Origin of the sequence: Reyranella sp. (assembly GCF_050185545.1) — a bacterium.
In the GTDB taxonomy this organism is placed as follows: Bacteria; Pseudomonadota; Alphaproteobacteria; order Reyranellales; family Reyranellaceae; genus Reyranella.
Genome location: NZ_JBFWZI010000135.1, coordinates 1 through 20,408 on the forward strand (window position 1 = coordinate 1; position 20,408 = coordinate 20,408).

14 protein-coding genes and 8 pseudogenes are annotated in these 20,408 nt (G+C 65.3%); 12 read left to right on the top strand and 10 right to left on the bottom strand.

The genetic code is table 11. The features are described from left to right. Positions 1-5 precede the first annotated feature (5 nt). The 4 genes from AB7O82_RS27215 to AB7O82_RS27230 all read left to right on the top strand — a co-directional run bounded on the left by AB7O82_RS27215 (position 6) and on the right by AB7O82_RS27230 (position 2,092). Positions 6-335, top strand: coding sequence for a DUF4214 domain-containing protein (locus AB7O82_RS27215; RefSeq protein WP_428551559.1), 330 nt, complete (start codon positions 6-8; stop codon positions 333-335). Between the two features lie 304 nt (positions 336-639). Continuing rightward, positions 640-951 carry a VCBS domain-containing protein gene (locus AB7O82_RS27220; RefSeq protein WP_428551562.1) on the top strand — a complete coding sequence of 104 codons (312 nt, stop codon included), beginning with the start codon at positions 640-642 and terminating at the stop codon, positions 949-951. Then, positions 918-1,946, top strand: coding sequence for a VCBS domain-containing protein (locus tag AB7O82_RS27225; RefSeq protein WP_428551565.1), 1,029 nt, complete (start codon positions 918-920; stop codon positions 1,944-1,946). The genes AB7O82_RS27220 and AB7O82_RS27225 overlap by 34 nt, the downstream gene beginning before the upstream one ends. Beyond that, the gene (locus AB7O82_RS27230; RefSeq protein WP_428551544.1) at positions 1,943-2,092 is read left to right on the top strand and encodes an integrin alpha; all 150 of its coding nucleotides are present in this window, start codon (positions 1,943-1,945) and stop codon (positions 2,090-2,092) included. Before AB7O82_RS27225 ends, AB7O82_RS27230 begins: the two co-directional genes overlap by 4 nt. Positions 2,093-2,449: 357 nt before the next feature. Here the strand turns inward: AB7O82_RS27230 and AB7O82_RS27235 are convergent, their stop codons facing one another. Beyond that, complete coding sequence (locus AB7O82_RS27235; protein ID WP_428551547.1) at positions 2,450-3,988, bottom strand: class I SAM-dependent methyltransferase; 1,539 nt, start codon at positions 3,986-3,988, stop codon at positions 2,450-2,452. Positions 3,989-4,235: 247 nt separating this feature from the next. Between AB7O82_RS27235 and AB7O82_RS27240 the strand changes: the two are divergent. Then, positions 4,236-5,219, top strand: a pseudogene (locus tag AB7O82_RS27240) (IS3 family transposase); the annotation flags it as partial. A gap of 152 nt (positions 5,220-5,371) precedes the next feature. On the opposite strand, the gene AB7O82_RS27245 reads toward AB7O82_RS27240, so the two are convergent. The 4 genes and pseudogenes from AB7O82_RS27245 to AB7O82_RS27260 form a co-directional block, all read right to left on the bottom strand. Then, the gene (locus AB7O82_RS27245) at positions 5,372-5,533 is read right to left on the bottom strand and encodes a hypothetical protein (protein WP_428620605.1); all 162 of its coding nucleotides are present in this window, start codon (positions 5,531-5,533) and stop codon (positions 5,372-5,374) included. A gap of 7 nt (positions 5,534-5,540) precedes the next feature. Then, positions 5,541-5,726 (bottom strand): annotated as a pseudogene (locus tag AB7O82_RS27250) (ATP-binding protein); the annotation flags it as partial. Next, positions 5,714-6,260, bottom strand: a pseudogene (locus AB7O82_RS27255) (transposase); the annotation flags it as partial. The pseudogenes AB7O82_RS27250 and AB7O82_RS27255, both read right to left, overlap by 13 nt. 34 nt (positions 6,261-6,294) lie before the next feature. After that, positions 6,295-6,546, bottom strand: a pseudogene (locus tag AB7O82_RS27260) (IS21 family transposase); the annotation flags it as partial. Between the two features lie 147 nt (positions 6,547-6,693). Between AB7O82_RS27260 and AB7O82_RS27265 the strand changes: the two are divergent. Then, the gene (locus AB7O82_RS27265) at positions 6,694-8,835 is read left to right on the top strand and encodes a hypothetical protein (protein ID WP_428551553.1); all 2,142 of its coding nucleotides are present in this window, start codon (positions 6,694-6,696) and stop codon (positions 8,833-8,835) included. A 150-nt stretch (positions 8,836-8,985) separates the two neighbouring features. Here the strand turns inward: AB7O82_RS27265 and AB7O82_RS27270 are convergent, their stop codons facing one another. Next, positions 8,986-9,198: a hypothetical protein gene (locus AB7O82_RS27270; RefSeq protein WP_428551556.1), complete on the bottom strand. Its 213-nt coding sequence runs from the start codon at positions 9,196-9,198 to the stop codon at positions 8,986-8,988. 701 nt (positions 9,199-9,899) lie between these two features. On the opposite strand from AB7O82_RS27270, the pseudogene AB7O82_RS27275 reads away from it, so the two are divergent. Then, positions 9,900-10,211 (top strand): annotated as a pseudogene (locus AB7O82_RS27275) (site-specific integrase); the annotation flags it as partial. Positions 10,212-10,493: 282 nt separating this feature from the next. Beyond that, complete coding sequence (locus AB7O82_RS27280) at positions 10,494-11,756, top strand: CadC-family transcriptional regulator (RefSeq protein WP_428620607.1); 1,263 nt, start codon at positions 10,494-10,496, stop codon at positions 11,754-11,756. Between the two features lie 502 nt (positions 11,757-12,258). Here the strand turns inward: AB7O82_RS27280 and AB7O82_RS27285 are convergent. Then, positions 12,259-13,419 (bottom strand): annotated as a pseudogene (locus AB7O82_RS27285) (IS1634 family transposase); the annotation flags it as partial. A gap of 64 nt (positions 13,420-13,483) precedes the next feature. On the opposite strand from AB7O82_RS27285, the gene AB7O82_RS27290 reads away from it, so the two are divergent. The 3 genes from AB7O82_RS27290 to AB7O82_RS27300 all read left to right on the top strand — a co-directional run bounded on the left by AB7O82_RS27290 (position 13,484) and on the right by AB7O82_RS27300 (position 15,367). Next, on the top strand, positions 13,484-13,780 hold the full coding sequence (locus AB7O82_RS27290; RefSeq protein WP_428553890.1) for a hypothetical protein: 297 nt from the start codon (positions 13,484-13,486) through the stop codon (positions 13,778-13,780). A gap of 1,118 nt (positions 13,781-14,898) precedes the next feature. Next, positions 14,899-15,048 carry a hypothetical protein gene (locus tag AB7O82_RS27295; protein ID WP_428553888.1) on the top strand — a complete coding sequence of 50 codons (150 nt, stop codon included), beginning with the start codon at positions 14,899-14,901 and terminating at the stop codon, positions 15,046-15,048. A gap of 118 nt (positions 15,049-15,166) precedes the next feature. Continuing rightward, the gene (locus tag AB7O82_RS27300; protein WP_428553885.1) at positions 15,167-15,367 is read left to right on the top strand and encodes a cold-shock protein; all 201 of its coding nucleotides are present in this window, start codon (positions 15,167-15,169) and stop codon (positions 15,365-15,367) included. A 594-nt stretch (positions 15,368-15,961) separates the two neighbouring features. Here the strand turns inward: AB7O82_RS27300 and AB7O82_RS27305 are convergent. The 3 genes and pseudogenes from AB7O82_RS27305 to AB7O82_RS27315 all read right to left on the bottom strand — a co-directional run. After that, positions 15,962-16,307: pseudogene (locus tag AB7O82_RS27305) on the bottom strand (ATP-binding protein); the annotation flags it as partial. Beyond that, positions 16,304-18,400 carry an IS21 family transposase gene (gene istA / locus AB7O82_RS27310; protein ID WP_428553893.1) on the bottom strand — a complete coding sequence of 699 codons (2,097 nt, stop codon included), beginning with the start codon at positions 18,398-18,400 and terminating at the stop codon, positions 16,304-16,306. The gene istA and the pseudogene AB7O82_RS27305, both read right to left, overlap by 4 nt. A gap of 82 nt (positions 18,401-18,482) precedes the next feature. Then, positions 18,483-19,883 (bottom strand): alpha,alpha-trehalose-phosphate synthase (UDP-forming), encoded by a 1,401-nt coding sequence (locus tag AB7O82_RS27315; protein WP_428620609.1) that lies wholly within the window; start codon positions 19,881-19,883, stop codon positions 18,483-18,485. Between the two features lie 24 nt (positions 19,884-19,907). Between AB7O82_RS27315 and AB7O82_RS27320 the strand changes: the two are divergent. After that, positions 19,908-20,162 (top strand): annotated as a pseudogene (locus AB7O82_RS27320) (ATP-binding protein); the annotation flags it as partial. Positions 20,163-20,408 lie beyond the last annotated feature (246 nt).

A 20,408-nucleotide genomic window follows, 5' to 3' on the forward strand; every position in this document is an offset into this window, starting at 1 on the left:
GATCTATGTCGCGTATCTCGGGCGGGCGGCGGACCGGGCTGGTTTCGACTTCTGGCTCGATATGCTCGACCAGGCGAGCGTGTCGCGCACTCCCGCGGCGCTGCTCGCCGACCTGGCGGGCTCGTTCCGGTCGAGCGAGGAGGCGACGGCGCTCTATCCTCTCCTGGCCGATCCTTGCAGCGGACGACGGGGCAATCGGCGGCTTCGTGGCCCAGATCTACTCGAATCTGTTCGCCCGGCTGCCGGATGCAGCGGGCCTGGCCTATTGGGCGGGCAGATTCGCGCCCGGCTGGTGCGCGGGGAGCCCGTCGGCCCGATGCCGGTCGACATCATAGCCGGCGCGCAGAACACGGCCGCCGGCCAGGACATCACAACCCTGATGTCGAAGGTAGCCGTGACGCTGCACTACGTCGAGAAGCAGCGCAGCCGGGGCAGCAAGGCGGGCGGATCGCCGACATTCGCTCTATCGAGGTCGCCCATGGCGGTCGCCACACCCGCGGCCCCGTTCAGGAGGCCGCCCTTTTCCGTCACCGTTCCGGCGCCCAATGCCCGTGGCGGCCACAGGTCGCCGGCCGTCCTGAAGGTCGGCGAGGACCACGGATTCGGCCCTCGATCACCGTCGACGGATCGTGGACTTACGTGCTGGACGACGACGACGCAGCGGTGCAGGGACTGAACGACAGCGACACGCTGGTGGAGAGGATCGCCGTCACGACGGCGTACGGTACGACGCACACGGTGCTGGTCGCGATCGAGGGCCGCAACGACGCAGCGGTGCTGCCGCCGGCGGTGGCGACCGTGTCGAGCGCCGACGCCGAGCGGTCGGCGGGCGGCACGCTGACGATCAGCGATGTCGACGGCCCGGCGCGGCATTCGCGGCTCAGACCGCGACGGCCGGGATCTACGGCACGTTCTCGATCGATGCGGCGGGGATATGGCACTACACAGTGACCGTGCCGCCCGACGCGCTCGCCGGCGGCATGCCCCACAGCGACAGCTTCGTGGTGACCAGCGCAGACGGCACGGCGACGACGGTGACGGTGAACATCCTCACCGCGACCCGCGGCGGCGGCGAGGGTGACGGATCGTTCCGCGTCGATACGACGTTCCTCGCCCCGTTCATCGGCTTCGTCGTGCGCGGCGACGAGGCCGGCTGGAGCGTGTCGGCGGCGGGCGACGTGAACGGCGACGGCTATGCCGACGTGATCGTCGGGGCGCCGACCGACGACGACGACGGCGGGGACGCCGGCGAGGCGCATGTCGTGTTCGGCCGGGCGTCGGGTTTCGGGACTCTCGAGTACGGCCGCGCGGTGCTCGACCTGACGAGCCTGGCGCCGACCGACGGCGTCGTCCTCCAGGGCGACGGGGCTGCCGACAATACCGGCTGGGGCGTGTCGGCGGCGGGCGACGTGAACGGCGACGGTTACGCCGACGTGATCGTCGGGGTGCCGTTCGACGACGATGGCGGCGGCAATGCCGGCGCGGCCTATGTCGTACTCGGCCGGGCGTCGGGCTTCGGCAGCCTCGTCGCGCGCGCGGTGGTCGACCTCGGCAGCCTCGCGCCTGCGGACGGCTTCGTCATCCGAGGCAGCGCGGCGTGCGACAATGCCGGGCTAAGCGTGTCGTCCGCGGGCGACGTGAACGGCGACGGCTTGGACGACCTCTTCGTCGGCGCGCCGGCCGCGGCTGAAGCGTATCGTCGGCGGGCGACGTCAACGGCGACGGCCATGCCGACCCGATCGTCGGCGGCCGGCTGGGCAACGATGGCGGCGTCGATGCTGGCGAGGCCTACGTCGTGTACGGCCGAGCGGAGGGCTTTGGAAGCCTCGTCGACGGCCGCAGGGTCGTCGACCTTGGCAGCCTGGCCGCAGCGGCCGGCTTCTTCATCCAGGGCGATGTCCAGCACGACCGGGCAGGCTCCAGCACTTCGGCGGCGGGTGACGTGAACGGCGACGGCTTCGACGACCTGATCGTCGGGGCGCCCGGCAACGACGACGGCGGTAACAGCGCCGGAGGGGCGTATGTGGTGTTCGGCGGCAGGCCCGACGGTCCGGCCACCCGATTGCTATCGTGCAATATGACATATCTCTGACTTGAACCTGCGCAAGAGTGCAAGGCGCCGTTCCCTCCCGCGCCGGAGCGATATTGTTGATCAGCGTCCGTCCGCTACATCGCTGCCGGATGCGGTGGCGACCACGGCGCAGATCGCCGAGCTGCTGAACGTGACGCCGGTGTGGCCCTGGTCGCCGACATTCGCGCACGGGGAGCGCGCCGATGAGCCAGCCCACCGACCAGCGCGCGCAGGTCCTCGCCGCGATCGACGCGGCGCAGCGGGCGTTGGACGCGGCGCGCGCGCTCGTGGCCGGCGATGGTGGCCAGCCTGGTCGTCGCCATGCTTCCGGCCAGCCAGCCGTCGGTCACCTTCGCGTCCGCGAAAGCGTGGAAACGACTACGCGATCTCGAGCGCCTTCAGGATGTCGAGGCGCTTGTCGAGGAAGATCTGGGCCAGGCCGGAGAGGTGGCTGACATTGTCCTCGGGTGCCTCCAGGGTCTTGCCCTCCTTGATGAAGCGCTGGCCCTGCATCTGCAGAATCCCCCAGACATGCCCCGCCAGGTCGGCGGCGCTGCTCTTGCCCTGGCCGAGGCCGAGCAGGAAGAGCTGCTCCATGCGGCCGACGGCGGCGCCGGCGCCGGTCACCGGCGAGGCCAGGTAATTGATGTCGGCGGTGCTGCGGGAGCGTAGGCAGATCGCCTTGTTGAGCGCCTTGCTGTTGGCCCGCGTCGCGGCGGTCGGGACGCGCGCCGGCGTCACGTGGCCGATGCCGCTCAGTGCCATCAGCGCCTCCGCAACATGCGGCGGCGGGAGCGATTTCAGCTTGGGATGGCCGGCGATGCGCAGCATCGATTTCGGCTGGTAGTCGTTCTCGGCCAGCACCTCGAGCAGCGGCTTGTAGATGTGCTCCTGCAGCGTGCCCTCGCCGATCGCGCCTTGGACCTTGAGCGGTACGTCGGCCACCGGCGTCGTCAGCATGAAGCCCTGGCCCTGCATCAGCTCGGAGCGCTCGATCGGCGTCAGGCGGCGCAGGCCCTTGACGAAGATGTCGCGCCGGAACTGCTGGTTGACGAGATAGTCGCGCACCGATTGCTTCAGCACCGGGTGCTGGATGCCGGCCAGCAGCTCGGCGCCGTCCGGCGTCAGGTTGATGCCGTCAAGATGATCGGTGAGGTGAGCCGAGGCGGCGAAGGTGAGCTTGGCGTCGTTGAGCAGGCGGGCGACCTCCGAGAAGGCCATGAGATCCCAGTCGCGGTTGAAGTACTCGTGCGCCAGGTAGTTCTTAGGCTGATCGGTGATCCGCTCGAGGCGCTCCATGACGGCCGGGTTCAGCTCGAAGTAGAGCGCGCCCGAATCGGCAATGCTCCTGGCGAACTTCAGCGCCCCCTCAACCTTGCCGATCATGCCAGCGGCGTCCGATCCGGCGAGGTCGGAATGGAGCGTCATCAGGTGGCGCAGCGGCTCGGCCGGCGCCCACCCGGGGAAGCAGTTGTAGCTGACATAGACGATGCCACCGACTCTGAGCTTGCGCCGGATGAGATCGATGATGACCTGGCGGTTCTCCGCCGAGATCCAGGTCCAGATGCCGTGCAGGGCGATGACGTCGAAGTCGGGGAGATCGGGCCGATTGGCAAAGTCGGCGAAGGCCTCGTCAAACAGCCGCGCGCCGGAGCCACTTGCGGCGGCGAGGGCGCCAGCATGGGCGGCCTGGCTGGGGTTGAAGTCGGTTCCCCAGTACTGGCCGGTGTTGGCGGCGGCGTGGATGTTGATCGACAGGCCCTGGCCGAAGCCGAGCTCGAGGTAGGTGAGCTGGTCGCCCAGCGGCGGCGCCACCCCGGCATAAAGACAGGCCAGTCGCAGGATGTCGGGATGCAGCTCGCGATAATAGCCGTGGGTGTATTCGAGATCGGTGATGTAGCCGGAAGTCCAGTCCATGCGAGCCTCTTGCCCGGTAGCGTCCTAATTTGGCGTCGGAAGGTTGCCACTGATCGGTCCAGACTCACCCATGCGGCAGCAGGACTTGAAAACACAATTCTACCCTCAGAAACGCCGGAGCCAATCTAGGAAAAGGCGAGGCGGCAGGGGTGGCCGCTACTCCCCCGACCTGCTGGCCCCCGGAAGCGTTTCCTGAAGTTGCCCCGTTTTCGTGGACACCCGAACATTTGTGTTCCAGGAGTCCGCAATGGCCAAGAAGAGTGTTCCCTATTCGCCCGAGTTCCGACAGCAGATGGTCGAGCTTGTCAGGGCCGGTCGCAGTCCGGAAGAATTGGCGGGGGAGTTCGAGCCGTCGGCGCAGACGATCCGCAACTGGGTCGCGCAGGCGGCCGAGACGAAGGCCGCGGCTCGAACGGCCTGACGACAGTCGAGCGGCAGGAGCTGAGCCGGCTTCGGCGTGAGAACAAGCAGCTCAAGCTCGAGCGCGAGATCCTGTCAAAAGCCGCGGCCTGGTTCGCGCGGGAGACGAAGGCGGTTCCGTCGAAGGATTCCGATTCGTAAGCGCGCACCGGGCCATGTATCCGAATGCCGCCATGTGCCGAGTGCTGGGTGTCTCCACCAGCGGGTACTATGCGTGGTCGGCGCATGCGCCATCGGCACGGGCCACAAGCGACGGGCGCTGATCGAGCGGATCGACGCCATCCATGCCGCCTCGCGCGGCACCTATGGTTCGCCGCGCATCCATGCCGAGTTGGCAGCGAACGGCAACGCGGTCAGCCGCAAGCGGGTTGCCCGCCTGATGAAGGGGGCGGGACTGCGGGGCGTCTGCCGTCGGCGGTTCGTGACGACGACGGTACGCGATGGCGCCCCTCAGGCTCCCGATCTGGTCGATCGCAACTTCGTCGCCACGGCGCCCAGTGTGCTGTGGGTGGCCGACATCACCTACGTGCCGACCTGGAGCGTACCAAGGCTCGCAGTACACCTCGCTGGCCTTCGGCAAACGCTGCCGCGAGATGGGCGTGCGTCGATGGGGTCGGTCGGCGACGCTTACGACAACGCCATGGCTGAGAGCGTCTTCGCCACGCTGGAATGCGAGCTGCTGGCTCGCTACAGGTTCAAGACCCAAGCCGAAGCACGCACTGCCATCTTCCAGTTCGTCGAAGGCTTCTACAATCCCCGGCGACACCACTCGGCACTCGGCCATCTATCACCCGCCGAGTTCGAACGTCGGCGCGCTCGCACCATGGCGTCGTCCCCCGGCGTGCCCAAGTCTGCCGGCGTGCGCTGTGCGTGGGCCGGGACGAAGGAACGGGCTCCGGGGCAACCGAACAAAGGAACAGCACAACCAGGGAGGACAAATCCTCTCGACTTCATTGTCGCCTGTCAGCGTGTCGTTTCCTGACCCCCGGTCAGGCTATTCTTGCAGTTGCCACCCGAGATGATGTCTTTGCCGGCGCCGCCATCGATTGTGTCGTTGCCGTTGCCGCCGGTCAGGACGTCCTCCTCGCCAGTGCCAGTGTGCGTTTGGCTACCGTTTCCGTTCACCCAGATCTCACCGACGACATTTGGCGGTAGCGCTCGCGCCGCCGGAGCTGGACGGGGTTGCGGAGACGGCGCGAGCGCGGTTTGCCGAAAGAACGTCGTCGCGGCTCTTGAAGCGCCAGCTTTCATTGCCGGTTTCTACGATATCGCAGTGATGGGTCAGGCGATCGAGCAAGGCGGTGGTCATTTTGGGATCGTGGCGGCGTCGAGGACAGTGGCCCAGGTGTGCACGACGATGGCCTTGGCCTTGCCGCGCACGGTGAGCTGGGTCAGGCGCCATTGTCGGAAGCGAGCATTGATGCACTCGTGGATCGCGCGCAGGCGATAGATCGCCTGTCCAGCCTCACTCTTCATCCGTTCGCGCCATTGCGCGACGCCCGGCCCGTCGTCATCGCGCGGCTCGAACGGATCGGTCTTGTGCTTGTTGGTGGTTGGCGGGCAGTACATCGTGACGTTGGCACCATGGGCCCGTTCGATATCGTCGTTCTTGGTGAAGCCGCCGTCGATCAAGTGCCTGGTCGGCATCTTGCTGTAGGTCTCGTCGATCTGCTCCAGCATCGGCCGCGCCAGCCCGCGATCCGAGCGTCGAGACGTCGACCGCCACGACGATCTGCTCGCCGGCGACACTGGCAATCTGCATGTTGTAAGCCGGCCTGAAGCCACCATCGGCCAACTTGATCACCCGTGCATCGATGTCGGTGCTCGAGGCACGCGGTGGCTTGCGTTGTTTGTCGGCCTTCGCCGGGGCATCGGCCTTGCCTACTCAGCGCACCCGGCGTGAGGATGGTGGCCGGTGGGTCAGGCTCGCACTGACGAGCGAGGATGTTGAGAGCGACGTCGGCGGAATGGACACCGTGGGCGAGTGCCTCGGCGCAGGTGGCTTCGACCGCCGCCAGCCCATCGCTCAGCACCGCGGCGAGGATGTCGACCATCTGCCGGTTGCCATCGTCGGCTCCGGCGAGCCTGCGCCGCACGCGCTCCAGGGCGGCTGGCGCATGCCGATCAGGGGTCCCGTTTGAATACCGATTGACATACATGACCCTATTGTTGAATAGAGACACGCCCGTCGAATTGTCGTATCCGTGTCGGAATTCCCTAGTTCTAAGGGTCGCAATTTGAGCTGCGGAGCACTGAGCGTTGGTCCATGGATCAGGTATTCGCCTTTGCTGCTCGGTCTCATTGGCGCGATGCATGCGGTGTGGCTCTGTGGCTCAATCCTGTGGGCCGCCGATTCGCCGATATGGCGGCAACCTCCCGGTGATATCGCGGCCGGGCTAATCGGCGCAGAGGCCTTCCTGAAGGATGTGTGGCGTTGGCCGGCGGCGGCAACAGCCCATCTCTTGTCGGATAGCCGCCCCATTTCCATCGCCTACACCGACAGCATGCCTGTGTTGATGATGGTGCTGAAAGCGCTCGGCACGCCTGCAGCCATTGTGCCGCCGTTCGCGGCAGCGATCTTGATCGGACAGGTGCTCCAACCCGTGGCGGCCGGCTGGGCCCTACGGCGCGCCGGGATCACTCATTGGGCGGTGCTGCTGCCGGGTGCGCTCTTGGTGGCCTGGATGCCACCCTGGTGCTTCCGCTTGTTAGCGCAGCATCTCCCCCTGACCTGGCACTGGCAGATCCTGCTGGCGCTCGGGCTGGCTTTCGGTTGGTGCAGGGCCAACCGCGTCGGCCGTCATGATGGCGCCGGGGCGATCCTGCTGTGCGTGGTGAGCGTGGCAACCCACGTCTATCTCGCCGTCAACGTCATGGCCCTTTGCTTGGTCGGCAGCTTCGTCTTGCTGAGGGCAGGCAAGCTTTTCCCTTCCCTGGCATTCGGAGCGACCCTGATCGCGGCCACCGCGGGCGCGGCATTCGCCATAGGGCTCCTGCCCCCGCCCGAGTCGGGGGTGACCATGGGGCGCCACGCCTCTCCTGCCGGGCACTACAGCTTCAATGTGCTCGCACCGTTTGACTTTTCATACTCCGCGCTATGGCCATCATCCCGTTCGATCGACGCCACCGGCGGACAATATGAAGGCATGGCCTATCTGGGGCTTGGAGTCCTCTTGGTCCTAGGATTGTCCGCCTCTGCGGCGGCGCGTGTTTTCGCCACCGCGCCGTCGGTACGGCGCCGGCCGCTCAACGCCAGTCAAGGCGGTTCACTCGCTGTTGCCGCAGGCACGCCCTGGAAGTTCTGGCCGCTCGTCGTTGTTCTGCTCGGTCTGGCAGCCTTCGCCGTCTTTCCGAATGTCTGGCTGGGTCAGACCAAGCTGATCTCGTTGGCGGTCCCGCCGCCATTGGACCTCCTCCTGGAACAACTCCGCAGCGGCGGCAGAATGATATGGCCGGCGATCTACGCACTCGTCGCCGCCCCAATCGTGTATGGTGAGGCGCGAGCGAACCCCAGGCTCGCCGGTCTCGCCGTTACCGCAGCGCTGGCACTCCAGGTTGCCGATACGGCGGCCTTGCGGGATCGGGTTCGCGACATGCTTCATGCCAGTCCAGCACCGCCGCCGAGCATCAACGCCCTGCGTGCCGCCGGCGCCCTGGACAGCGATGTCAGGTTGCGGCCTAGCTGGTTTTGCGTACGACCCGGCGACCGAGATCTCGCCCAAGCGGTTGCCTTGGAGGTCATTCGCAGGGGTGGAACGGTCCATCAGCCTCCCCTCGCACGCGGCGCCATGAATGACTGCGATTCGAGACGTATTGCCATCGATCAACCATTGCCCAACGTCAACGACGTGCTGTTTCGCGATTCTCTGGCTCCGCGTGACCTCGTTGCCATCTATCGGCGCCGTCGGTGTGATGCCATTGGCTCCGTTCTCGTTTGCAGGGGGCTTCGATCGACCGAAGCCCCCTCTGAGGAAGTGGCCTTTCTCGCGCCCAGGCACATTGGCATCGGGGTACGCCAACGGGTGGCCCGAGGCGAGCCGGCCGCACAGTGGCTATACGCCGGTTGGAGCGGGCCGGAGTCCTGGGGCACATGGACCGAGGGCGACAGCGCGACGATCCTGATCCCTCTTCCGAAAACCGGAGTCATCCGGGCAATCACGCTCGAGATGACGGCCTATTCGGGCCCTTCGAGAGTCCAGGGGCTTCGGATCAGCGTCGCCGGAAAACTGCTGTGGCAGGGTCAGCTGCCTGCCGGCAAACCATCGACGATTCGAATACCCGTCGATACCGCCATCCTGACTCCGGAAGTCGTGCCATTGGATTTGCAGATCGAGCACCCACAATCGCCAAAGGACAACGGTCAGAGTGCCGATCCGAGATTGCTTGGCATCGGTCTGCTGGCCGTCACGTTGCACGGCGACGGCTGATCGAGCAATGGGGATGCTTCAGCTTCAGGGCACCTCGAAGAATGATCCTTTTCAACACAGATTTGCGATGAGTGAGGGAATCGGATTTTGTCGACGAGCGTCGCCATCAGAGGTAGCATTTCATAAACTCTCGGCCGCTGTGAGTGGCCGTCATCGGCGTTTTCTGCACCACTCGACGTGCTTCAGGCGGACTTCCCCCGTCAGGTCGCCGCCATGCCTTCCACAGCGCGCGTCCTTGTCCTTCTGCCGGTTCTTCGCCGGATGCTTCTGCCACGCCTCGGGAGTGGCGCCGGCCTTGACCTGCTCGTTCTCCTCGCGGCTGTTGTGCTGCTTCGGCACCGCCACGATCGTCGCATCGACCATCTGGCCGCCGCGCGCAATGCAGCCCTTGGCCTCGAGATTCTGGTCAAATAGCTTGACGATCCTGCCGGCGCGGGTGCGCCGCCCGCGAACTGAGACCCAGCCGCCATCAAACCTGAGAGAGGGCGTGGCACGCGACTCTCCACGCCCTCTAACCGATCAGACCTTAGATGATAAAATTTGCTGCTGTAACGTCGGCGGTAGTGAGGCCGACAAGGAACACATAGTCGGGCCCATCGCCGAGCGCGTAGTAGCTGTTGCCGAGGCCATCGTTGACCCCCCGTGGCCTGAACCGCGGCAAAGGTGCCAAGATCATAGGCGGACACGTCGATTCTGTCCTTGCCGGCATCGAAATCGTAGATGATGTCGTACGAGAATGGTCCTGTCGTACGCTGATCGACGATGATAGTGTTGAACCCGTCGACCCCGGCATATGAGTTTCCATCGGTGAGCCCCAGCGTCGACAGCGAAATCCAGTCGATGCCATCACCCGCCCGATACGTATCCGACCCACCGCGGCTAAACATGATGTTGGTGCCACTGTTGCCGATCATCTGGTTGCTCAAGAGAGAGCCCACGATAGTCGACCTGCGGATTGAACTAAACCGCTGGCGCGGTAGGGGGAGTAGCGAGTTGGCGTGAGAGCGCTCCTGTCTGAAGGATTGCGGGTTGTCGAAGCCCACCCTTGCAGACAGGAGAACCCGATGGCCGAGTTGAGCCCTCTTCGCCGCCGCATGATCGAGGACATGAAGGTCCGCAATCTATCTCCGGCGACGCAACGATCGTACATCTACGCGGTGGCGAAGTTGAGTCAGTATTTTCGCTGCTCGCCCGATCGGCTGGATATCGAGGATGTGCGCACCTACCAAGTGCAGCTCGTGGCCCGTGGCATCTCCTGGCCGACGCTCAATCAGACCGTCTGTGCCCTGCGCTTCTTCTACGGCGTGACACTGGGGCAGAGCGAGCTGCCGGAGCGCATCCCGCATGCGCGCGAGCCGCGCAAGCTGCCACTGGTGCGGCGGCTTCCTCCAGCGTGACCTCGCCGCGCTCGGAGCGCTCGCCGTCTCGGTAAGGAGGAATGCCGCGATGGTGGCGCAGCGAGTGGGAGCGCTCGATCACTCGCGCGTGGCGCAGATCCTGCACAACCCAGCCCGCCGTGATCGAGGACATCGATCTGCGCGCCGTCCGCGGCCTCGACCGCGCCCTGTTCCATAAGCTCGCCGCCGGCGATTGGATCGACCGCCACCATAATCTGCTGATCTGCGGCCCGACCGATCTCGCGCAACATCAGCCGGCCGGTGCACGCCTACATGGTGGGGGCGGGCAAGCGGCCGCGTACCTTGCCCGCGATCGACAGCTTCCAGCGGCGGCGGCCGTCGATCGCCGTGCTGCCCTTCGCCGACCAGGAGGCGGAGACGGCGACGTCGTACTTCAGCGACGGGCTGGTGCAGGACATCATCGCCGCGCTGGCCTGCCTGCCCGAGCTGGTGGTGATCTCGCGCAGCTCGACCCTGCGCTATCGCGGCAGCACGCCGACGCCGCGCCAGGTGCGCCGCGACCTGCATGTCCGCTACATGCTGTCGGGCAGCGTGCGGCGCTCGGGCGACAAGGTGCGGCTGTCGGCCGAGTTGGTCGATTGCGAGAGCGGGGCCAGCATCTGGAGCGACCGGTTCGCTGGCGAGGCGGCCGACATCTTCACCCTGCAGGACGAGCTCAGCGCGCGCGTGGTGGCGACGATCGCGCCGCAGGTCCAGGAATCGGAGCTGCGCCGCGTGCTGCGCAAGCGGCCGGACAGCCTCGATGCCTACGAGTGCGTGCTGCGGGGGCTCGACCTGATGTACCACTTCGAAGCCGAGCCGTTCGCCGAGGCGCTGCGCATGTTCCAGCGCGCCATGGCGCTCGATCCGAAATACGCGACGGCGCACGCGCTGGCGGCAAACTGGTACAGCATGCGCATCGATCAGGGCCTGTCGCCCGACCAGGACGCCGACTACGCCGAGGCCGACCGGCTGAGCCGGCTGGCGCTGATCCTCGACCGCTTCGATCCGATGGCGCTGTCGTTGTGCGGCCATGTCCGCTCCTTCATGTTCCGCGACTACGACCATGCTATCGAGCTGTTTGACCGGGCGCTGGCGGCCAACCCCAGTTCGGCCATCGCCTGGCTGCGCGGCAGCGCCACTTTCAGCTACGTCGGCGAGACGCGCGAGGCGCGGCGCCGCGCCGAGATCGGCCTGCGCCTGTCGCCGTACGATGCGCACGTGTTCTACAGCTACGCCATCATGGCGCTGGCCGTCTATGCGGCGGGCGAGTACGACCAGGCGGCGCAGTGGGCCCGCCGGTCGGCGGCGCTCAATTCGCGCTTCACCGCCAACCTGCGCTTCCTGGCGGCAAGCCTCGCCGCCAGCGGCAAGGCCGAAGAGGCGCGCAAGGCCGCCCAGACCCTGCTGCGGATCGATCCGAAGTTCACTGTCCGCAAGTTCGCCGAGGGCCACGCCTTCAAGGATCCCGACAGGCGCCGGCTGTTCGGCGCTCATCTCGTGCTGGCGGGATTGCCGGAATGATACGAGCAGTGCGAACTGCCGCTGCCCTGTCCGCAGAGCACTTCGCAGAAATACTCGAGAAACCGATCCTGGTTACTTGAAGACCTAACCAGGCCCGGTGGCTCTGCGAGCGAACCGCCGAGCGAATTCTGACTGACACCGACACGGAGTAGGAGAGCCCGGCCGGCAACTCCGCGGCCGGGCCCTTGTGGCGCCTTGGTTTTAACAAATTGGAGCGCTTACAATTAGGCGTAGAAAGCTCAGCGTAGGCGTTCCCAGCAGTTCCGATGGGGGATTGGGCACGCGATGTCTAAGCATTGGATTTGCAGCGCGCTCGTCGCGCTCGGAGCGTCGTTCGCCCTTTCGTGCATCACTCATTCGCAGGACCGGCGCATGCGGCAGCCGGGCGAGATCGACAAGTTCGGCGGGAGCCGTGAATGCCGCTAACCGAACTTCGCGGATTGGGGCGATAGGCGATGGCTAAGGTGTTGATATCGCAAGGATCAGCCTCCGAGGGTCTTCACTATAGGGGAAGCGCGGCGCTGTCGGAAGAAGCGGAGATTTTGGGCGGCGGCTGGGCGGGGAGGTGCAACCTGAGCTTCGAGGAGCAGGCTGAGTTCGCGGTTTGGCTCGGTATAGCGGGTCAGGTGCAACTCGCGGCCGTCGGTGGTCGGGATGTCGACATCGATCATCTGCACGGCGGCGAACTTTTCGAGCACGCTGCGCGGCGTCAGCCCGGGCGCCAGCCCGTGCAGACGGCGTCCCAGTGTGACGTGAAGACAATAGGCGAGAAAGGCGACGAAGATATGTGCCTCGATGCGCGTCTCGAGCTGGTGGAAGATCGCCCGCAGGGCGAGATCGCCCTTGAGGTTCTTGAACGCCTCCTCCATGCGCACGAGCTGGAGGTAGTAGCTCCACAGCTTTGCCGGATCGGTCTCGGGGAGATTGGTACGCAGAAGATATCGCCCTTCGCGCCGGCGCGCCCGGCGCAGCTTGGTGCGCTCGAGCCGGAAGCTGAAGATGGCGCTGTCGTCGGCGACCTCGACCGTGACCAACCGCCACGCCGTGGGTGCCTGGGCGCGGGCGGCGCCGAGCTTCATCAGCAGCTCCTGGCGCGTGATGCGCATGGTGGCGATCTGCCCGAGGCGCGCCCACAACCATTTGAGCTGGCGCCGGCGCATGGCGCGCTCCTTGGCGACGCGGTCGTGGCTCTCGGCGAAGACGTAGAGCTCACCGTCCTCGGCGGACAGCTTGACGCTGACACCAGGGCGCGCCTGCTGCCACGGCTTGTCGAGCAGCGCCGCTTCGAGCTTGCTCAGGCGGCCCTTGGGCGTGCCCACGAGGTATTGCCGGCGGATCGGCCTGGCGCATCTGGGCCAGCACCGCCTCGGTCGGCACGCCGCGATCCATCAGCCAGATGCGCTGCGCCTTGCCGTACTGCCGCTCGATGCGGTCGAAAAAGCCGCGCAACGTGGGCCGTGTTGCCGGGCAGCACTTCGTAGGCCAGCGGCAGTCCCTCGAGCGTGACCACCAGGGCGATGATGACCTGCACACAATCCGGCCGATGATCGCGGCTGTGGCCGTAGCGGCGCTTGTCGGTCTCGCCGAACGGCCGATCGGCCTCGAAGTAGGTGCTGGTCAGGTCGTACAGCAGCACGTCGAAGCGGGCGTTGAACAGGTCGCGCTAGCGCCCCAGGCGAATCGCGTCCAGCGGGCAGATATGGGAAAAGCGGGAAGGGAGGCGCGTGATGGCCGACAAGCAGCCCGCCGATAAAGTCCCGATCCACGAGCGCTTCACCTGGGTGATGGACCAGAACGTCCCGGCGAACCAACGCATGGTCCACCACATGCGCGATGACAATCGGACCGACTGGGCGGCGAAGATCGAATGGATCACGCCGGACGCACTGCCGATCGGCACGCCGCTGCACTTTACACTCTTCCTCAAGCCCGGAATCCACGGCGTCGTCCGATACACGACGCCGCTCGGCACCCAGCGCGTGCTCGTGGTGCATGTCGAGCGGATCACGACCAAGATGCAGTGAACTCGACCCGGCGCGGCGCAAGCCTCCACTCTGAGGGTGGCGCTTGTTGCGGTTTCGGGCACGCCAGATGCCGCCGTACTGATCGACCCCTCCGGAGGCCCCGGCTCGAGGGCGAAATCGCGTCCTACGGGCAGATATTGGAGCGGGCTCGGACCTACTCCCGGTGCCTTACGGTTTGAACTCTCCGCCCGGCACCGCTATCCGGTTCTCTCGCAATTTTTTCTCAAGCACGGGTATGCCCTCCGGATCGCCCTTGCGACAGGCCTCGAGTGCCAGCGTTGCCTCAACGTCGTAGCGTCGCCCCGGAGCGCTTTGAACATGGCGACGATACAGTTCGACGAGCTGACGGCAGTAAGCTTTATCCTGGTCGCTTTGCGAGAGCGCTGAGTCCGAAAATGCAATAGAGATTAGCGCTGTGATTATGAGAAGGCAGGGCTTCATCGCCAAGACGTCCCCTTGCCCTTCGCCTGTAGGCCCAGCTCGACAAGGCGTCGGATGGCTTCGGAGCGCGTCATCGGTTGCTCGCTCGCGGCAGCCCACGCGTCGATGGCCGCGACTGCGGTGGGGTCGAACCGAGCACCAATCATCGGGTCTTTACCAGTTGCCGGCCGCCCTCGCTTTTTTGGGCTAACCTTAATTGACTTGGCCATGATTTAGGTTAGCCTAAAAGCGAGCCGGACGGAAGCTTCTACCTTCCCGCCCGGCTCTAACCACAACCCGAAGGAAAGGGATTCCGGGATTGTGGCTACCTGCCAATCTACACCATCCGCCTGCGCAGCGGCGCAGCGCGACAACTTGCGGACAATCGTCGAGCTGGACCGCAGGCGATCCAGTGTCGGCGGGCACATCGCATTCGACCCGACCAGGCCGCCACGGCGTGGACCTCTCAGGGAGGGCGCCGCCATGGGTGACAACACCAATTTTCTCCCAAAGGCCTGGCTTCGATCTTGTCGCCGCCCTCAAGCGGGTCGAACAGACCCGCTTCGCCGCGGTGACGATCCAGTCTGACATCGTCTTCGCTGCGAGCCTCCTGGAGGCCTTTGCGGACCGGTGCGGAGCAATGCACAGGGCGCCCGTCTCAGACGAGATCGATCGCCAGTGGCATCAGGTCGAATTACTTGGCGTGCGCGCTTCTCGGCTACGCCAAGGACATCGGGCGCGAGCTCGACGAGGCGGAGGCAAGAATTTGGGACGCCAACCGCGCGGCCGGAGTTGCGCCCGAAAGCATCGAGGCGGGCGAGCCGGAGGGCGCCGAGACGGGCGCCTGAGCCACGCGGCGCCGCGAACATCGAAGGCCCGGCCGCCAACGCCAGCGGCCGGGATTTTCTGTACCCAAACCGCTACATTGCCGCCGCGCACTCTCGCGCGCTACACGGAAAGACGAACATGGCGACAGGCACGGTGAAGTGGTTCAACGCCCAGAAGGGATACGGCTTCATTCAACCCGATGGTGGCGGCAAGGACGTGTTCGTCCACATCAGCGCCGTCGAGCGCGCGGGCCTGAACGGCCTCAACGAGTATCAGAAGATCACCTACGATGTTCAAGACGAGCGCGGCAGGCTGTCCGCACTCAATCTCAAAGCGTAGCGTCGCCAGCCCGGAAGGGTGACGCCCGCCGATTTGGGGATCAGGCGGGCGTCGAGGTGCCGCCAATGTGTTGAGACCTCGACGACGCGCCAACAATAGCACTCGAAATTTGCTGGCCGCACGCCGCGAATATCCACAACGTCGACCGCTAGGGCGTTTCCAGCGACGCGTGATCGTAGCATCGCAGGCAGCGGCGCGCGACTGGCTGGCGTCTCGGCCTGGGCATTTCGCCCGTCTGTCGGTGACGGCTAAAGTTCATGGTGGAATCGCGAGACGTACTCGGGGGTCGCCGAAGGTTTTCTGCCGGAGGCGCTTGCAGTAACGCTCACGGAGCAGACCGCTGCTGCTCCCGCTGCCGCAATAGCCGCCTCAGCCAGCGGTAGACCGATGCCCACAGCTCTTAGGGAAAAATTCTGCCGGCTACACAATACTGCAAAGCAGCCCCGTGGGTGATCCACTCCGCCGATCTCGAGGGCGAAGCCGTGAAGCGAGCTGCGGACGCTCGCCGCCTTCGGCATCCGCCGTCTGGCGATCGGCGGCAAAATACCCTGGCTTTCCAACGTGATTGAGAGGTGGGCACTATGAAGCGAGATCGGGCGGGCCCAAGATCAGCAGGTTGGCTCCGCTCTTGAGCCAGACGTCGCCGGAGCTGAGCGCGATGACCTGGGCTTTGGAGACCATCGGGGTGGCCCTCGAAGTCGAAGCTGGCCAGCGTATTGCCGGGCGGCAATCGGGCTTCAGCGAGGTGGCGCTCGAAGCGGCGGCGGCTGCGGTCAGCCGCCTCGTGCTCGGCCAGGGTGGCGAGGAACTTGGCCGTTGGGCATCCTTCCTTGTCGGATTGCGCGGCGAGCTTGGGCCAGATGGCCTTCATGCTCGGCAGGCGCAGCTCGGAGAGCAGCAGCTCGACGCGGCCAGCGTCGACGGTCATGGATGTCGTCATGGTGCGACCTCCAGGCCTGCATCTGCCGTGAGCGGTGTCGACGTGGCATCGACCGCGGCGAGCTCGTCGTAGATCGTGAGCGGCGCCAGCTCGACGGCGACTGCGGGGATCGCGGCCTGTTGAGGTCGCAACCGCCGTCGCAGCTCGGCCGGATCGGGTAATCGGCCGGCGTCGAGATCGGCGCCGACCAGGCTCGCCAGCTCGGCTTCGCCGGCACATTCATGGGCAAGCGCCAGCAGCTCGACAGTAAGCTTGCAGGCGCGCCGCTGGTCACCGTGGCTGAGCAAGGCTTCGAAGGCGCGAGCATAGGCCGGCCGAGGGAACAGCTGGTCGCGGTAGACCAGGTTGAGCAGTGCCATCGGCTTTCGGCGCAAGGCGTGGATCACATGCCTGCGGTCGACGACATGGCCGCCCTTGTTCTCCGATAGCGGCCGGCCGCGGCGCAGCGTTGCGACTGGCGTTGCGCCGAGGAAGCATTCGAGGCGATCGTCGTAGATGCCCACGCGCAGGCGATGGCCGATCAGGCGGGACGGCACGCTGTAGAACACACGCCGCAGGATGAAGCCGCCGCTCGAGGTGACGGGGATGACCTTCTCCTCGAAGTCGGTGGTTCGCCGCTGCGGCAGAGGTGCCAGAGCGGCGCGCTCCAGGGCGATGCGCTTGCGGTTGTTGGCATTGCGCCGCCCCGACGATCTGGTCGACGAAGGCTGATAGGCGTCGAGGTCGCCAAAGTCGCGGCTGCCGCGCAGCAGCAGGGCATCTTCCAGCGCCTTCTTCAGGTGGCCGTTCGCACTCTCGATGGAACCGTTCTCGTGGGCGATGCCGGCGTTGTTACGTGACGGCTCCATGCCGTAATGACCCATCAGGCTGCAATAGCGCTGCGTCAGGTCCTCCCGGGAATCGGCGGCCAGATTGCGGAACGCCGCCGACAGGCTGTCGCTGCGATGCACCTTGGGCACGCCACCCAACGCCCACAGCGCGTTCTGCAGTCCCTCGGCCGGGGCGACGAAGCTCTCGGCGCCCAGCACCAAGTGGGCATGCTCGAAGCCCGAGAAGGCCAGCCGGAAGTGATAGAGCCGGTGAGCAAGCGGCACACCGCCGATCGAGATGCCGAGCGCGCTGGTGTCGGTGAAGTCCGACAGACCCAGGCGGCCGGGCTCGTGCTCCTGTCGGAAAATCACCTCCCGCTCCGGACCGTGCAGGCGCGCCAGGCATTGATGCGCCGTTCTAGCATGCGGCGCACGTTGCCATTGAGCTCGGGGTGCCGTCTCCGCAACTCGTCGAGCACGGCGACGGCGCGGATGCCGGGCGCCCCCCTGCAGAATCGGCACGATCTCGGCTTCCCAATAATGGGCCAGCGGATCGGGTCGTCGTCGGCCTCTCGGCTTCTGCTTTTGCGAGGGCAGGCGCGGATCGTCCTCGATCCGGTAGCCGGTTGCCGTCGAGAATCCGGCCTTCGCCGCCGCGGCTTCGACGCTCACGACAATGAAGGTGAGAACCCAGCGACAATCAGGATGAGAAAGCGCCGGAGGGGGTTGGTCGCGGCAGGAACCGCAGACGGAGCCCGTGCTGTGTGCCGGATAGAAGACGGTCTGATCTCCCAACGGCAACAGCTTTCGATGCAGGCTGTCGAAGAGCAGTCCCGCTACTTCCTGCCGCCGCTCCGGATAGAAGTCCGTACGGCCGACATCGCCGACAAAGAGGGGGTCGCCGCAAAACACGCCGATCGCGCTGTCGCCCGTGGCGCGATGAGTAAAGGCAATGGAGATGGAATCATCGGTGTGTCCCGGGGTTGCCAGAGCCCATAGCTGGACTGTTCCCAGATCGAATTGCTGCCCTTCAGCGACAGTTCGCGCATACGGCACGGCATAGCCGGGACTGGCCCCTCGCCAGACCGTGGCGCCGGTCCGCTGGGCTAGCTGTTTTGCGCCAGAAATGTAATCCTCGTTCCGATGGGTCTCGAAGATCAGCTTGATTGCGTCGCCTTTTTCGCTGGCTGTATTGATGTACCTTCTGCGTCGCGGCTGGGGTCCACGACAGCCACCCCATCGCCTTCGCCGATCACGTAGGAGTTGTGAGCGAGGCCTTCGGATTTCAGAGTCTCGAGAAACATGGCTCGCCTCGTGAAATGGTCAATGAAGCAGCTGGTCAGTCGAACGCCACACGATCAGTACTTTAGTTCGGAGTTGAACAACCACCATCTCTGGTCTGACCGCGCCTCTCCAACGCTTGGATGAAGCGGTGGCAATAAGCTTGCGCAGTGGCACGGAAGATTGTCGCCCTTAGCGCCTGGTGCCGATGGCGGCGCTCGGCCAGCGGCATGGTCAGCGCCAAGTGCATCGCATCAGTGATCTCATCGGGGTCGAAGGGATTCACGTTAACCGCCTCGCCGAGCTCGCGGGCTGCGCCGGCGAACTGCGACAGCACCAGGACGCCGGGATCCTCTTGGGACTGCGCCGCCACGTATTCCTTGGCCACGAGATTCATACCGTCGCGAAGTGGGGTCACGACGCCGATGCCACTCAGGCGGTAGAGACCGGCAATCACCTTGCGCGATGTCGCGCGGGTGTTGTAGCGAAGCGGGGTCCAATCCAGCTCGGAAAAGCGCCCATTGATGCGGCCCGCCAGTCGATCGAGCTCGATGCGAAGTTTGCGGTACTCCTCGACCTCCTCGCGCGAACGTGGGCAGATCTGCAGGAAGTGGATCTTGCGACGGTGCTCGGGATAGCGTTCGAGTAGGCGGCCATACGCTTCGAAGCGGTTTGGCAGCCCCTTGGAATAGTCCATGCGGTCGACGCCGATGGCGAGCCGGCGGCCGGACAGGCTGGCGGCTACGCGTTGCACGATCTTGTCGCGGACTGCATGCTCGGCATCATGCGCGAACGCCTCGGCATCGATGCCGATCAGGACGGCCAGCGCACGCAAGCGTCGGCCTTTCAACCGCACCCATTCACCATCGACCGTCGCCCCCAGCAAGCGCTGAGCGCAATCGCGGAAGTCGCGTGCATAATCCTCAGTCTGGAATCCGACGGCTTCGTAGGCGCAGAGGTCCGCCATCAAGTCGCGCGCGACCGGAAGCGCCTCCAACATCGAAGGGGGCGCGAAAGGTATGTGGAGGAAGAATCCAAGTGGACCGCAAAAGCCCTGTTCTCGCAGGATCCGACCGAAAGGGATCAAATGGTAGTTGTGCGCCCACACCATGTCGTCGGGCTGGAGCAGCGACTCGAGCGCCGACGCGAAAGTCGCGTTGACCCTCAGATACCCGGCGTAGTCCTCGCGACGAAAATGCATCAAGTCCTCCCGGAAATGGAGCAGCGGCCACAAAGCGCCGTTGGCGAAGCCGACGTAGAAGCCGCGATGGTTCTCGGCGGCGAGATCAACGGTAGCGTAGGTGACGCCGCGTGCATGCAGGAGTGATGCGTGGTTCGACGGTTCATGAGAGAGACGACCACTCCAACCGAACCACATTGAACCTGCCGTCATCACGTCGCGAAGCGCGACCGCAAGCCCTCCCGCCGTTGTGCTGCGGGCTTTGGGAATCGGTACCCGGTTCGACACGACTACCAAACGTGCCATCTCTCCTCCCCGCGTCTAAGTAGCCTTACCCGGATGGACTTCATCGTCCTCGACGAACTCGGCTATCTGCCGTTCGCCCAATCCGGCGGCCAGCTTCTGTTCCATCTCGTCAGCCGCCTCTACGAACGCACCTCGATCATCGTCACGACCAACCTCTCCTTCGGTGAATGGCCGACCGTGTTCAGCGATCCGAAAATGACAACCGCCTTACTCGATCGCCTGACCCATCACTGCGATATCGTCGAAACCGGCAATGAAAGCTGGCGCTTCAAGAGCCGCGACGATGCCCTCTCCGCGAACCGCGGTCGCGCCGTCTCCGCAACCCCGACCAGCTCCGACGGCGCGAGCGCTACCGCCAAATCCCGCCGAGCAAAGGGGTCCCTTTTGCACGCCGATCAGGGGCGCATTGCCTCAGCAGAAATGTTACTGGACAAGATCCTGCCGATGACAGTGGAGACGTCAGCCAATCGGGTTGGTGTCTTCGATGGCAGGAAGGATCAGCATGGGGGCCCGGCGGGAGGTGGT